We start from the raw sequence: 15,185 nt of genomic DNA, 5'->3' as shown, positions 1-15,185 counted from the left end.
CGCTTGCAAATTGCTCAATGAATGTCATTACTGGAAATGGGCTGGTGAGACCGGTCTTAGGCGACAAAGCCTGTTAAGAAAATTATGCTGCTAGTGCTGCATAGTATATACAAATGGAGCTTGGCAATGCACCCGTTTTAATCATTTTGGCTATTCAGATAGAAAATTGGCCAAATCAGAAAAGTTCTTTATCAAAAATATCTTTGTCGAACGGCGCCGTTGGCAAGGCCCTTCTTTGGCTGCTATTGACCAGCAATTGCGCCTCTTTAGCCAGCAAAATGCTCATGTCCTGCACCGGCAAGGGTTTGCTGAAAAAATAGCCCTGGATAATATCGCAGCCGCGATGGGTCAGATATTCGAGTTGATGTTCCGTTTCCACACCTTCGGCAATGATTTTTTGCCCCAAAGAATGCCCCATCTCAATAATCGCCGAAGCCAAACGGGCATCTTTGGATTCAATCGTCATTTCCCGAATAAACGATTGGTCGATTTTTAGCACATCAATGGGGAAACTTTTCAGATACGAGAGTGAAGAATAGCCCGTACCAAAATCATCCAACGCGATTTTGATGCCCATTTTTTTCAGCCGGTTTAATTGTAATTCAATTTGTTTTACATCACCGACCAGCATGGATTCGGTGATTTCCAATTCCAAATGCTTGGCATCCAATTCTGCTTTTGCCAGCGCATCTTCTACTGATTTGAGGAAGTTATTATCGGTAAATTGCCGTGCCGACACATTCACGGAAACCTGCTGCAAGGGATAATCCGCCAACAGCCATTGTTTCATTTGCAGACAGGCGGTTTGCATGATCCATTCGCCAATCTCGACAATCAGACCGGTTTCCTCGGCAATCGTGATAAATTTGTCCGGTGGTATGATTTTGGTCTGGCCGGCGGTTCCCTGAAACCAGCGGATCAGCACTTCGGCACCAAAAATCTTGCGGGTGGCGGCGTAATACTGGGGCTGGTAATACAACTGCAATTCATTTTTTTCAATGGCCTTGCGTAAATTCAACTCCATGAGCAGGCGATCTTGGGTGGCCGTTGTATAATCCTTTTTGTAAAACTGGTAATTGTTACGCCCCTGCCTTTTAGCCTCATACATGGCTATATCGGCATGTTTGAGCAACACTTCAGTGGTCAAGCCGTCTTCAGGATAAATGGAAATGCCGACACTGGCACCGATGAAGACTTCGCGGGTTTGGATATAAAACACTTCTGACATTTTATGGATGATTTCACCGGCAATCATGGAAGCCGTGTAGATTGCTTGCTCATGGGCGGTTTGGTTGAGCCTTAACAGGGCAAACTCATCCCCGCTCAAACGGGCCACCACATCGTCATGCTGCATAATCGACAACAATCTGGCCCCGGTTTCTTTCAACAACATATTGCCGGCGTCATGCCCCAGCGAATCGTTTACCGTTTTAAAGCGATCCAGGTCAACAAAGAAAACCACCGCATAATAATGTTGAAATTTGGCCGATGTTAAAAACTCGTTCAACCGGTCAAAAAACACGACCCTGTTCACCAGCCCGGTCAAATCATCGTAATGGGCAATCTGCATAACCCGTTGTTCGGATTTCTTCTGTAAAGTTATGTCAAACAGCGTGGCAAAATAACTGACATCCATGCCTTCCCTGGCGATAGCGATGATGTCAAGCTTGACCGGAAAAAGTGTGCCGTTTTTGTGGCGGCAATGCATTTCGCCAGACCATAACACTTCCCGCTCGTTATTAAAAAAATCCGCGCGGATCAACTCAAGCTGGTCGTCGATAATCACTGATAATTGCCGATGTTCGATTTCATCAAACAGGTAACCAGTCAATTCGGTAAAGGCAGGATTGACGCGGCTAATCCTGAACTGGTTGTCTAAAAAAATAAAACATAAATGACAGACTTGAAAGGCTTTCTCCACCTGCTCCAGTTGGGTTTTTTCAGTCTGGTCAACGAAGTGTCCGGTAATGATCAAATGCGAACGGTTTTGTTGGACATCAAAAATCGGTGTCCTGCTAATTTCAAGAATTTCGTTCTTATTGTCCAGACGCGAAATAATCCGGGTTTCCTTGACCTTGTGCCGAAGATGCCAGGCACTTTTATCCTGGATGATACTAAGCCGCAAAGCACGGGCATTACAGTTGGAATTGCTGATCAGTTCTTCATCGGTCTTGCCGATATAATCTACATCCTGCAAATTAAAGCTGAACAAATAAGCACTACTGGCACACAACCAGTGCCCATGATGGTCTTTGAGGCAAAGGAAATCGGGTATGTATTCGATAATCCTTAAATAATCCTGATTTTGCGGGGAAATGACCGGCATTTCGACTAGCGGTTTATCCGCCGGTTCGTCATCGAAACTAAGGTAGTAGCGTTGCTGTTGCCGAATATTTTCAAACAGCAAATAGGTAAGGAACAAACCATTTAAGGCCAACAAACCATCCGCCAGTTGGTCTTGGTGAACCCAATAATCCTCCAGCACAAAGTTTGCCAGAATCAAATAGCAGAAATTTGCCAAGCCAAATACTGATAAGCATAAAGGTATCTTATATTTCATATTTTTAGATTAACCTATAGCAAACTAACGGAATGGATGGAGCCACCCGACCTGCCCAACTACACAGATTGTGGATTTGCGGCTAACGCACAACACATAAAACCGATGCCCGGGCCTGCCCCATTTTTATACATTGACCTTGTTGTTTTTTAAAACCAATTTGCTGAATGCCGGCAAAATGATGAAGGTGCTGACCATAATCCAGAAAATACCTATCGTAATCACCAAACCCATGCTGGCAATGCCCTGATGCGAAGAAAACGCCAAGCCGGCAAAGCTGGAGCTGGTGGTCAACGCCCCATAAAACATCGCCCTGGCGGTACTGGATTGATACATATTCTGTTCTTCGGCAACCGAATGCCGCAATTTTTCGACCATGTGTATGCCGTTGTCAACACCAAAGCCCAATAACAGCGGCAGCGCGATAATATTGGCAAAATTGATGGGCGTATGGGTCAGCACCGTGCTCGCCATCGTAAACAATCCCGCCAACACCAACGGCGTCATAATCAGCAAGGTATCGGTCAAATTACGGCGGATGCTGAACAATACCAGTGCGATGGTGACCAAGGCAATAGTGATCGCTTCTTCAAAAGCCCCGACCACCGCTTTCATGGATTCCCAATACAGTATCGGCAAGTCGGTGGCGTCGGGTTCCAGGGTTTGCACATCGGTGATGAAGTGTTCAAGGTTATCCAAATCGTTCAAATCTTGGCGGGGAAATATCTGGATACGATACCATCCTTCTTTGCTCAACCAACGCTCTTTAATATCAGGCGGGATGTCATCAAGGGTGATTTCAGCCGCGTCAAAACTGGCCAACATACCATTCATCGCTTGCGGCAAAGTCCCTAACAAGGCCGTTTGCACCTTAGCCAAAAACGAGTGGCGATAAGGCTGCAACCGTGCTTCATGCTCCCTCAACAAGCCCTGCAATTCACTTTTAAACGCCGAAAAAACGTCCAACTCATGAGGGTTGCTGGTCTTCGGCAAAATAATGTCCAATGTTTTCAGCAAATGCTGGATTGCCGGAATGGGGTTGTTGTCCATGTTCAAGGCTGGAAATTCACGCGTCTGCATACCCATAGTCAAATCCATTTCTTCAATCAATGCCAATTTTTCTTCCTGATCGCCAGGTTGAAAATCAAACAGACTAATGGTTTTGTCAACACTTGCCAATTTGCCTAGCCTTTGCTGCAAGGCTTTGGCTTTTTCAGCATCTTTGACTAACACCGTCAAGGTCATCGGAGTCGTTTCTTTATCCTGGGTCAGGGCCTTAAAAGCAATCACCGATTCGGTGTTAGGGTCGCGCAGATTGATGGGGTTAAAATCGGTTTCTACCTGCGGCATCAAAAATAGCGAAACTACCGCCAGAAGCGCGACCATCAAGGCAATGGGCTTGGCATGATGTAGGGTCAGTAAGGCCAATTTCTCAGGCAAATGCTCAATTTGTAAAACTTGCCTTGCATCGGGCTTATCAGCCGTTTTTAATGGCATTAGCTTGACCATCACCGGCAATACGGTCAACGTCACCAACAAACAAATAAACAAACTGGTGCCGGCCAGCAATCCTAACTCAGAAACCCCTTGATAATCGGTGGGGATAAACGCATACAGACCTATCGCCGTCGTTCCGGCACACAGCAACAGCGACGGGCTGGTCGATGTTAAGGTGCCGATAATAGCCCGGTCTTTGCCGATATGACGGGCAAGGTTGTCACGGTAACGCAGACAAAAATGTATCGCATATTCCACCCCTAAACCGATGTTCGAGACCGCAAAAGCCACCGAAATCAAATTCAGCTCCCCGACCGCCGCCGCCGCGAAGGCTCCGCAGAACACCATGCCTAAAGCCAAGGTGACTAAAGTTGCTATCGTTAAAAATACGGAGCGGTAGGCCACCAGCAAAATACCTAAGACCACCACCACCGAAAACAAGCTGGCATTGAACGTGCCGGTGCTCATGCCCGCCAATTCATCATCTTCCAGCCCCACTTCGCCGCTTAACCAGACCTTGACTTCAGGTAAATCGGCTTCCTGGATCCCTGCAACGGCTTTATGCACGGCATTGATGGCCTCTTCCGCCGGACGGATCTGGGCATAATCAAATTTAGGCCGGACCACGATAAAGCCATTCTTGGTGGTGATTTTTTTGCTGCTGGTGATCAATTCTTCCCAAGACAACAAGGCCGTGCCGCCATTCATCGTTTGATGCAAAACCAGGGACACTTTGCTGATTAAGGCCGGTAAATCCACCGGTAATTTGCCATTTTCATCAGAAGAAACAAACGCGTCATCAAGTATCGAGAAAAAACCTGACAAATGCGTTTCCTGCGAAATCCTGCCGATGAACGGCTGCGCTTCGGACATGGTCGAAGACAAGTCTTGCAAGTCCGCGATATCAAGGAAAAGCAAGCCGTTTTTCCGAAAAAACCCATTGTCGTTAGGCGTATAAACCGATTCGAAGTGGGCTTTGTCAGCCTCCAACAAACGACCCAAACGCTGGGTTGCCGACTTCGCCAGTTCCGGGGTGGCGGACTCCACCACCAGCAACAAGGTGCGCATGTCCTGGGGGAAGGCTTTTTCAAATTTACGGCTGTTTTGCTGAAACGGGGCATCCGGGGCGACCAGCTCAGTGGTATCCGTGTTGATGCTCAGATGCTTGGCGGTATAGAAATACGCCAAGATGACGCCCACACTAACGATGAGCAACACCAGCAAAGGATTTTTTACGCTCCAATTCCCCCAACGAGACAGCAAATCTTGGCTATGGCTTGTAAATGACATTTCGGACAATTTGAATTAAGGTGAAAAATAGCTGGTTTTTTATTGGAAGTTTATAAAGAACATAAGAGCCGCCACGGGGAATCTGTCGTTAAAATAGCCGACGCCCAATGCACCCATGTTCAAGAAAAAAGGCCGGCTATAGGTAGTTTGGGGGAAAGTGCCAAGTAAAGTAGCCAATGCAGACCTTCGAGTATTTTACCCTAAGGTCTGCCATAATTACCTTTGACGCCTAGATAGGATGGATAAGCTAAGATTTAAGCAAATGGATGTTCCAGGATAATCGTTTCATCACGATCAGGCCCTGTTGACAGAATCGTAACCTTAATGCCTACGAGTTCTTCAATACGCCTGACATACGCTTTGGCATTGTCGGGCAAGGCGTCAAAATCGGTCACGCCTGCAGTCGTGCCGCTCCAACCAGGCATTTCTTCGATAATGGCATGGCATTCCTGATAGGCTTCCGCACCCAAAGGCGCGGTGTCGGTGACCGAACCATCCAGACGGTAAGCCGTACAAATGCCAACTTTTTCCAAACCGTCCAGCACATCCAGTTTGGTCAAACAGATACCGCTTAAACTGTTCAGTTTCGCCGATTTACGCATCGCCACCGCATCAAACCAGCCAGTGCGGCGTTTACGTCCGGTGGTGGCGCCGACTTCAAACCCCTTGACGCTCAGATGCTCGCCATTGGCATCATGCAGCTCGCTAGGGAACGGGCCATTGCCCACGCGTGTTGAATAGGCTTTGGTGATGCCCAGCACATAATCAAAATCCAACAAGCCGACTCCACTACCGGTTGCCGCGCCGCCTGCCGTGGTGCTCGATGAGGTCACATACGGGAAAGTGCCGTGATCCACATCAAGCAACGCGCCTTGCGCCCCTTCAAACAACAGATTGCTGCCCGCCTCTTGATGACGGTAAAGTTTTTCACTGACATCACACAGCATCGGCTTGATTTGCCCACCTAATGCCAAGGCTTCATCCAAGGTTTGCTGGTAATCGATAGCATCCACATGATAATAATTTGTGAGCATGAAATTGTGATATTCCACCAGCTCTTTAAATTTTTCGGCGAAACTTTGAGGATTTTTGAAATCGCCAGCGCGTAAGCCCCGGCGTCCAGCCTTGTCTTCGTAAGCGGGGCCGATACCGCGGCCCGTCGTGCCGATGGCTTTGCTGCCACGGGCTTTTTCACGGGCTTGGTCAATGGCGATATGCACAGGCAAAATCAAGGTGCAGGCTTCGCTGATTAACAAACGGTTTCTGACCGAAATACCGGCCTTTTCCAAAAACTCAATTTCTTCCATCAACGCATTAGGGGACAAAACCACCCCATTACCAATCATACATTGCACATTTTCGCGCAATATGCCGGAGGGGATTAGATGCAACACCGTTTTCTCGCCTTTGATGACCAAGGTGTGCCCGGCGTTATGCCCACCTTGAAAACGCACGACAGCCTGGGCTTGTTCGGTCAATAAATCGACCAGTTTCCCTTTTCCTTCGTCACCCCATTGAGTGCCGATGACAATGACATTTTTTCCCATGATATTTCCGATGATGTTTCAGATTAGTTAAGAGGTTTGACAACCCAATGTTGCTGTTCTTGTTCTAAAATCGCCGTACAACCGTATTCGGCGGCCCCGCCTGTTTGTCCGGGCAATTGTTGGATGACCGCCCGTTGCCGGGCGCGCAAGTCCCTGATGGCTTCAGTAAGGGCGGCGTCATCGAGGGACGGTGCGAAAATCAACTCCCTCTTCGGTGCTTGGAAACTGTGTTTGCCCAGGGCTGACAATACTTTTAAATCGGCACTGAAACCCGTCGCCGGACGCGCCCTGCCAAACACCGCGCCAATATTGTCGTAACGTCCGCCACGGGCGATTTCTTTGCCCACCGAAGGTACAAACGCCGCGAAGACTATGCCGGTATGATAATGGTAGCCACGCAATTCGGCTAAATCGAAACTGATGGCCAGGCTTGGAAAACGTTGGGCCAGTTGCTGGGCGATAGCGATTAATTCAGCCAAAGCCTGTTTGACAGGATCATGCGCATTTGCCAGTACCGCGTTGGCTTTTTCGAGGATGGCTTGGTCGCCATTTAATTCAGGCAGTTTCAAAAATAGTTGCTTAAGCGCACCATCAATGGCGTAGCCATCCATCAGTTCAGCTAATTCCGGCCGGGCTTTGCGTTGCAAAATGTCGAACAATTCGCTTTCCTGCACGTCCGACAAACCCGCCTGTTCTGCCAAAGCCCGGTAAATGCCGACATGGCCCAAATCCAGATGCACGTTTTGCAGCCCGGTTATAGCCAACATTTCCAGCATCAAACAAATCACTTCAAGGTCGCTTTCCTTGCCCGCATGTCCGTATAATTCCGCGCCGATTTGCATGGGGCTGCGGGTTTTTTCCAGAGGATCGCCACGCGTGTGCAGCACCGTACCTGCATAACATAGGCGGGTCGGCCAAGCGTGTTTAAGATTATGGGCATCGATCCTGGCGACTTGCGGCGTCATATCGGCGCGTATGCCTAGCATTTCACCACTGATTTGGTCGGTCAGCTTAAAGGTTTGCAAATCCAAGTCATGACCGGAACCGGTCAACAGGGAATCGAGGAAGTCGATAAAAGGCGGTATGACGAGTTCATAACCCCAACAGGAAAACATCCCTAACAGCTTGTTTCGCAAGGCTTCCAGATGTTTTGCTTCAGTCGGCAAGGTTTCTTCTATGCCTTCGGGCAATAGCCACGAATCTTTTTGTTGCATGTTTTTTTAAGTCCCACTCAAACAAAACGCCCCGCATAGGCGGAGCGTCTTGGTGTTTTGACAATTCGCTAGAGTGGATAGCTTACTTCATTTTGTCTGTTTCTTAAAATATTGGAAGAAATCAGAGTCGGGATCCAGCACCATCATGCTGGAATTTGAGAAGGTTTTTTTATACGCATTCAAGCTGCGGTAGAAAGTGAAGAACTCCGCATCCTGACCGTAAGCCTGCGCGTAAATTTCTGCTGATCTGGCATCGCCTTCACCGCGCAATTTTTCGGCTTCACGGTAGGCGTTCGCCAGCGTCACGACACGTTGCCGGTCAGCATCTGCGCGTATGCGTTCCGCCGCTTCCGCACCTTGCGAACGGAACTCCCGCGCGACCCGCTCACGTTCGGCTTCCATCCGGCTGAAAACGGATGCGCTGACTTCTTCGGGCAAGTCGATACGCATGACCTGCACATCAATAATTTCCATGCCCAGATTGGCGGCAATCAGTTTGGAATTATTGATTAGAATCTCGCGTATCGCGCTACGGTCCGTGGAAACCAATTGCCTGATGTTGCGTTTGCTGAATTCGCCACGAAACGCGTCTTTGATGATTTGATCCAAACGCAAATTGGCTTGGTCTATGTCGCCGGCGACCACGGTGTAAAACTTGGTGACATCACCGATGCGCCATTTCACGAAAGAATCGACAATGACATTTTTCTTTTCGGCGGTCAGGAAGCGTTCCGGCCTGGAATCCATCGTCTGGATGCGGGCATCGAAAAGCTTGACGGTGTTGATGATCGGCATCCGAAAATGCAAGCCCGGTTCATAGTTGCTTTCGATGATCTCACCGAAACGGAATTTAATGGCTTTTTCGGTTTCTTTGACCGTGAACATGCTCATCATGCCAGCGATCAACAACAAACCCGCAACACCGGCGGCTATTTTATTTTGCATCATTGACGACCTCTTGCATCACGACCACGACTGGCTGCCCGGTCAACACCATGTTCATCGATAGCCATTGCAGGCGATTGTGAGGGCATGGCGGTGGGTTCATTGCTGGTTTGCACCGGATTATTTTGTGTGGCTTGGTTTGGCGCCTTATGTTGCATCATTTTATCCAAGGGCAGATAAACCATGTTATTGCCACCTTTAACATCAATCATAACCGTATTGGTTTCAGAGAAAACGGCTTCCATGGACTCGATGTAAAGACGTTTGCGGGTAATATCAGGGGCTTTGCTGTATTCTGCATATAATTTGGAAAAACGGCTGGTTTCACCTTCCGCCTGGGCGATGACCTGCTCTTTGTAACCTTCGGCTTCCTGCATTTTTCTCGCTGCCGCGCCACGCGCTTTTGGCACCACATCATTGGAATAGGCTTCTGCTTCATTGATCAATCGCTGTTCGTCTTCGCGGGCTTTAATCGCATCGGCAAAGGCATTTTGCACTTGTTCGGGCGGCTGGGCGTCTTGCAGGTTGACGCTAGTGATTTGGACACCCGATTTATAGCTGTCCATGACATCCTGAATTTCTTTTTTGATCTGGGTGACGATTTCGCTACGGCCTTCGGTCAGGACAAAATCCATTGTGCTACCGCCGATGACGCCACGTTGGGCACTTTCGGTGACTTGCTTCAAGGTTGCAGCGGGATTGACGATATTGAAAATAAAATCTTTGGCATCTTTGACTTGGTACTGCACCGCGAGGCGCACATCGACGTAGTTTTCGTCTTTGGTCAGCATCAATGCCTCCTCTACCTTGGGAATCGATCCTGCCATTTGTTCGCCGCCCATACTGCGGTAACCGACTTCGATAAAACGCTGTTCTTTGACGTTGACAATATTGACTTGTTCGATGGGGGCGGGGATATGCCAATGCAAACCGGACTGGGTGATGCCGATATATTTGCCGAAACGGGTTTCAACACCGTGGTTACCTTCATCAACAACGTAAAAACCACTAACACCCCATAAAAAAACTGCCGCACCCGCGACAATAAACCCTAGGTTTTTCATTGGCCTGCCAGAATCTGCCGAGGAACGGTCGCCGCCATCGCCGCCACCGCCACCAAAAATCTTACCTAATTTTTCTTGTAGTGCGCGTATGGCTTCGTCAAGGTCGGGAGGGCCATTCTGGTCTCCCCGCCCGCTCCACGGGTCTTTTTTATCGCCACCAGGTTCGTTCCACGACATCTTTATGCTCCGTATTGATTATTGTATTAATTGTTTCATAAGTAATCGCACCATAAATTTCAAAATTGGTCTTGCGATGACTTATGAAACACACATAACTTATTGATTGGATGTATTAATACTTTGTGCCATCCAGCAGGATATTGGCAACTTTTAACAGGCTTCAATCAACCTAATGATTTTGTCCAACCCAGAAACTAATGATCCAGCATATCTGGCTATTATCCCGTAAGACATTTTGCTATAAATTGCTTGCTTCTTGCCTAGCGCTTGTCAGGGTATTCTAACGTAAATACTTGAAAACACGAAAAGCATGGCGGCAACCGGTTTTGCCTTATTGCCACCATGCTTTTAAGGATTACAATCTTCAGTTTTAACTTCTTTCAACAAACCCAAGTGCTTTACATCTATTTCGACAAGCAACTCGCTGGCACCCAGGCCATCAATATGCTCTTCAATTATTTTTGCGCAAGTAAATAATTTGGCCCTGACATCGCCTTGTTGCGGAGTCAGGAAGCAACGACGGGTCACTTTGCTACTGGCAAACAACTCAACTAAAACCTGCACTAACAAGTCAAGACCGGCGCCAGTTTCCGCCGACAACCATATCCGTATCGGGTTGCCTGCATCGTCCCGGTCAATATGCGGAACTATACCTTCAAGCAGGTCAATTTTATTGAACACTTCGATTTGTTTAACCTTATCGGCCTGGATGTCAGTTAAAACCTGGTTGACTTGGCTGATTATCGTATCGCGGTCATCACTGTTCGCGTCGATGACATGCAGCAGCAAATCCGCTTCGCTGGCTTCCTGTAACGTCGATTTGAATGCGGCGACCAGCTCATGCGGTAAATGGCGGATAAAACCGACCGTATCGGCAAGGACGATTTCGCTATGGTTGGCAAGCCGCACGCTGCGCAAGGTGGGGTCTAAAGTCGCAAACAATTGGTCGGCGGCGTAAATGTCCGCTCCGGTCAACTGGTTGAACAAGGTCGATTTGCCGGCGTTGGTATAACCGACTAAGGACACGGTGGGGATTTCGGCTTTTTTACGTTGGCTGCGTCCCTGATGGCGTTGTTTTTCGACTTTATCGAGACGTTGCTGGATTTGCTTGATACGCACGGCCAGTAACCGACGGTCAGTTTCGAGCTGGGTCTCGCCCGGGCCGCGCAAACCGATACCGCCTTTTTGCCGCTCCAAATGTGTCCATCCCCGCACCAAACGGGTGGACAAATGCTTGAGCTGTGCCAACTCGACTTGCAACTTACCTTCAAAGGATTGGGCACGTTGGGCAAAAATATCAAGGATTAGTCCATTCCTGTCAACGACACGCACCTCCAGATATTTTTCCAGATTGCGCTCTTGGCTGGGTGAAAGTGGATGATTGACTAAGACGACATCGGCGGAATAGGTTTGCACCGCCGTTTTCAGCTCTTCGAGCTTGCCGATGCCCATAAAATATTTGGCGTCGGGACGTTTTCGGCTACCGGTGACAACATGGACAGGGTCTGTTCCGGCGGATTTAGCCAGTTCTTTCAGTTCTGCAAGATCTTCCTGTCCGGCGTGAAAGGTCAGATGAACCAGTACGGCCCGTTCACCTGAATCGGGACGGTCAAACAATTAGTGCCTCATTAATTAAATCAAAAGAAAAGATGTTATGACCGTTTTGGGTAGCAAGCAAGGCGTTATTCTTCAACGCTTTCATCACCTTCGCGCATCATTTTGACCGCTTTGCTGGGCACTATCGTGGAAATGGCGTGTTTATATACCATCTGGCTGACGGTATTTTTCAGCATAATGACATACTGATCAAAAGAATCGACCTTACCTTGCAGCTTGATGCCATTGACAAGAAAAATGGACACTGGCGTATGTTCTTTTCTGAGTGTGTTTAAAAAATTGTCCTGCAAATTTTGGCCTTTTGACATCCGATTTCTCCTTATTTTTATAGAAATGCTGGTTAAGATAACTGCAATAATCAGTCAATATTAACTGTTTCATAAGTAATCGCACCTTAAATTTCAAAATTGTTCCGGCGATTACTTATGAAATAATTAATAACTTATTGATTGTATGTATGAGTGAGCGTCCCATCAGTTCGCACACAGTAGGATGAGCTTACTGTGTGCGAACTGATGGGACGCTCATACAATCATAATCTGGCGGACAAAACCTCATGCTTTGCCGCTTAACCAGATTTTACCAATAGATTCGATGACTTGCTTTTAATTTTATAGGTGGTTTTCAGTTTCACGACAAGGGCGCGAAAACCATCCTGAGCCAAGCTGTCAGGCAATATCAGCAAAGCCGGCTTATTTTGGGTTTGGTTGTAGCCAAAGATACTCGAACGCTTGATATGGGTACGGCTATCCAAAATTTCAACATGCAAAAACAATGCAAAAGCCGTTATCACCGTATCGGGCAATAGACGTACTGCGACAAACTCTCCAGATTTTGCCATTTCCCAACCGAAAGCCTCAGTATATCTCAGTGTTTGCCACTCAAATTTGCAGCGCGTCGAAGCCAAGCGATAATGCACCATCACAACAATAGCCACCCCACATTGCACCATTAACGGCAGGGCATTGGCAAGGCAGGCGTACAAAGCCAGCAAGTGCATGATTCTGGCGCACATTTGCAAGCGTTTGGACGGGCTGAGCGAAAAGACTGTATTTTCAATGGCTTTTTTCATGAAGCAACCGGGATGCAAGGTTCAACAAGCGTCCCGCCGACAACGAGGATAAGGGACAAACCTCCCCAAGGTTTAGTTTTGGAGCGTAAATTTCTGCGGTTACGGCAAGCAGTGCGAATTAGGGCATAGCCGAATTTCATCTGTGGAAAACTCCGATATTGGGGTTCAGGCCGTTAGGCATCACAATGGATCTGAAGATTTTACCCGTTTTGCATCTTCCAGATCTTCATGGCTGTTTATTGCTTAGGAATGTGTATGAAATAATTTCCGCACCGGCTCGTCAGACCTGTCAGGTTTTGAAAACCTGACAGGTCTTGATCCGCGAATTTATTCCATGCACATTCCTTAGTGCGTGTTTTAAAAGTCTGGTGGCGGTAAAAACAAAGATTTTTTTAGATAAAATTTATCTTGAAACAAGGTGATTTCATCCAACTTTCCTTTGTTATGTTCAGACAACCCGGTTAAATTTGACCGATTTTCACTACATCGAGGCTTTTAAAACACGCACTTACCTGCAATATACCCCAATCTTCGACCAATTCAATTCGCCGATTGATTTTCCTGGACGGCATGGACATAGATAGTTGCCGCAATCACCGCCGCCGGTGCAACGATAATGTTCAAAACGGGTAGCGTCAAACCCAGCATGGTCACACCACCAAAACTCAGCGAACCCAAGCGCATGTCTTTTGCCAGTTGTTTTTGTTCGGGAAACAACACGCCTGCATTTTCCAACGGAAACGCCAGATATTCCAAAGCCATGCCCCAGGCACCAAACAAAGCCCACAAAAACGGTGCGGCGACATTCAGGCCGGGAATCACAAACAACACCAACAAAGGTACGGCACGGGTGGCCAAATACAAAACGCGCTTAAATTCTGCCGCCATCACCTTGGAAATTGGCTGCTCCGCCATCGTCACGGCATCGTTTCCATTCAGCAAGGCCGCCGTTTTCGCCGCCAATTTGCCATAAAAAGGTGCGGCAAGTAGATTCGCCATCACGGTAAACGTGAAAAATCCGGCGATAAAAAAACAGATAAAAAACAAAGGCCACAACACCCAGCTTAACCAATTTAACCAATCGGGAATGAATTGGGCTATCAGCGCATTGATGTAGTGGTAACCCAGCACCAAAGCCAGCGCATAAAGCAAAAAATTAATCAGCAAAGGCATCAATACAAACGGACGCAATTCAGGCCGCATCAACCAGCCCAAACCGGTAAAAAAATAGCCTGTAGCCACCAACGGATTATTCAATTTTTTAGAAACATTCATTTTAATTTCCCCATATTCGCTTCGGTTGGATTCATCACCACGCCCAGTTCGGTCACAATCGCCGTGATCAATTCCGCTGGCGTCACATCAAACACCGGATTCCACGCACTCACCAAAGATTCCGGCGTGTGGTAACAAGCGGGCAATAATTCCCGCGCATCGCGTTGTTCAATTTCAATCTGTTCCCCGGACTGGATGCTCCAATCTATCGTCGTGGTCGGCGCGACCACCATGAATTTTACCCCATGTTGCCGCGCCAACACCGCCAGCGCGTAAGTGCCGATTTTATTCGCCGTGTCGCCATTCGCCGCAATACGGTCGGCTCCAACCACCACCCAATCAACCGCACCCGATTTCATCAACCACGCCGCCGCCGAATCGGCAATCAAGGTCACCTGAATGCCTTCTTGCGCCAATTCCCAGACCGTCAGCCGCGCACCTTGCAACCACGGACGTGTCTCACCCGCATACACCGCCACCGCTTGTCGCCCTGTGACGCTACGGATCACACCTAAAGCCGTGCCATAACCGCCCGTCGCCAACGCGCCGGTGTTGCAATGCGTCAAAATGCCCCGCGCCTGGCCGATCAGATCCGCACCCAACTCGCCCATGCGATGGTTTGCCGCAACATCATCGGCGTGGAGCCGCTCGGCACAGGCCAGCAAATCCACCAAAGGTTGTTCGGAAATCCTATCCAAAGCGGCTTCCATCGTTGCCAAGGCGGTGAACAAATTCACTGCGGTAGGCCGCGATTTTGCCAACATCGCCATATCTTCAGCCACCTTATCCCGCCAAACATCGGGGCTGGCGGGATAGTGCCGGTACGCCGACAACACCACGCCATAAGCCGCCGCAATGCCAATCGCCGGCGCACCGCGCACCCGCATGGTGGCAATCGCTTCGCTCACGCCAGCGGCATCATCA

General features: G+C 48.4%; 11 protein-coding genes. All 11 read right to left on the bottom strand.

Translation table 11 applies throughout. From position 1 onward, the window contains the following. Positions 1–175 precede the first annotated feature (175 nt). Entirely contained in the window at positions 176–2,560 is a 2,385-nt protein-coding gene (locus PHH59_RS05505; RefSeq protein ID WP_300012436.1) for a GGDEF domain-containing phosphodiesterase, read from the bottom strand. A 126-nt stretch (positions 2,561–2,686) separates the two neighbouring features. Continuing rightward, positions 2,687–5,347, bottom strand: coding sequence for an MMPL family transporter (locus PHH59_RS05500; protein ID WP_300012433.1), 2,661 nt, complete (start codon positions 5,345–5,347; stop codon positions 2,687–2,689). Positions 5,348–5,601: 254 nt separating this feature from the next. Then, positions 5,602–6,894 carry an adenylosuccinate synthase gene (locus PHH59_RS05495; RefSeq protein WP_300012430.1) on the bottom strand — a complete coding sequence of 431 codons (1,293 nt, stop codon included), beginning with the start codon at positions 6,892–6,894 and terminating at the stop codon, positions 5,602–5,604. Between the two features lie 23 nt (positions 6,895–6,917). Beyond that, on the bottom strand, positions 6,918–8,108 hold the full coding sequence (locus PHH59_RS05490; RefSeq protein WP_300012427.1) for an ATP phosphoribosyltransferase regulatory subunit: 1,191 nt from the start codon (positions 8,106–8,108) through the stop codon (positions 6,918–6,920). Positions 8,109–8,195: 87 nt separating this feature from the next. Then, the gene (gene hflC / locus PHH59_RS05485; RefSeq protein ID WP_300012425.1) at positions 8,196–9,056 is read right to left on the bottom strand and encodes a protease modulator HflC; all 861 of its coding nucleotides are present in this window, start codon (positions 9,054–9,056) and stop codon (positions 8,196–8,198) included. Further along, positions 9,053–10,294: an FtsH protease activity modulator HflK gene (gene hflK, locus PHH59_RS05480; RefSeq protein ID WP_300012422.1), complete on the bottom strand. Its 1,242-nt coding sequence runs from the start codon at positions 10,292–10,294 to the stop codon at positions 9,053–9,055. The genes hflC and hflK overlap by 4 nt, the downstream gene beginning before the upstream one ends. Positions 10,295–10,645: 351 nt before the next feature. Beyond that, positions 10,646–11,914, bottom strand: a complete 1,269-nt coding sequence (gene hflX / locus PHH59_RS05475) for a ribosome rescue GTPase HflX (RefSeq protein ID WP_300012420.1) — start codon at positions 11,912–11,914, stop codon at positions 10,646–10,648. A 65-nt stretch (positions 11,915–11,979) separates the two neighbouring features. Continuing rightward, positions 11,980–12,222, bottom strand: a complete 243-nt coding sequence (hfq, locus tag PHH59_RS05470; protein ID WP_300012417.1) for an RNA chaperone Hfq — start codon at positions 12,220–12,222, stop codon at positions 11,980–11,982. A 260-nt stretch (positions 12,223–12,482) separates the two neighbouring features. Continuing rightward, positions 12,483–12,986 (bottom strand): protein YgfX, encoded by a 504-nt coding sequence (locus tag PHH59_RS05465; protein WP_300012414.1) that lies wholly within the window; start codon positions 12,984–12,986, stop codon positions 12,483–12,485. Positions 12,987–13,526: 540 nt separating this feature from the next. Next, the gene (gene cysZ / locus PHH59_RS05460) at positions 13,527–14,261 is read right to left on the bottom strand and encodes a sulfate transporter CysZ (RefSeq protein ID WP_300012411.1); all 735 of its coding nucleotides are present in this window, start codon (positions 14,259–14,261) and stop codon (positions 13,527–13,529) included. Then, positions 14,258–15,185 (bottom strand): S-methyl-5-thioribose-1-phosphate isomerase (gene mtnA / locus PHH59_RS05455; protein ID WP_300012408.1); only part of this gene is annotated, 928 nt, incomplete at its 5' end. The genes mtnA and cysZ, both read right to left, overlap by 4 nt.

The sequence above is a fragment of the Methylovulum sp. genome, assembly GCF_028687615.1.
Lineage (GTDB): Bacteria > Pseudomonadota > Gammaproteobacteria > Methylococcales > Methylomonadaceae > Methylovulum.
This window is presented reverse-complemented; position numbering and strand designations above follow the sequence as displayed.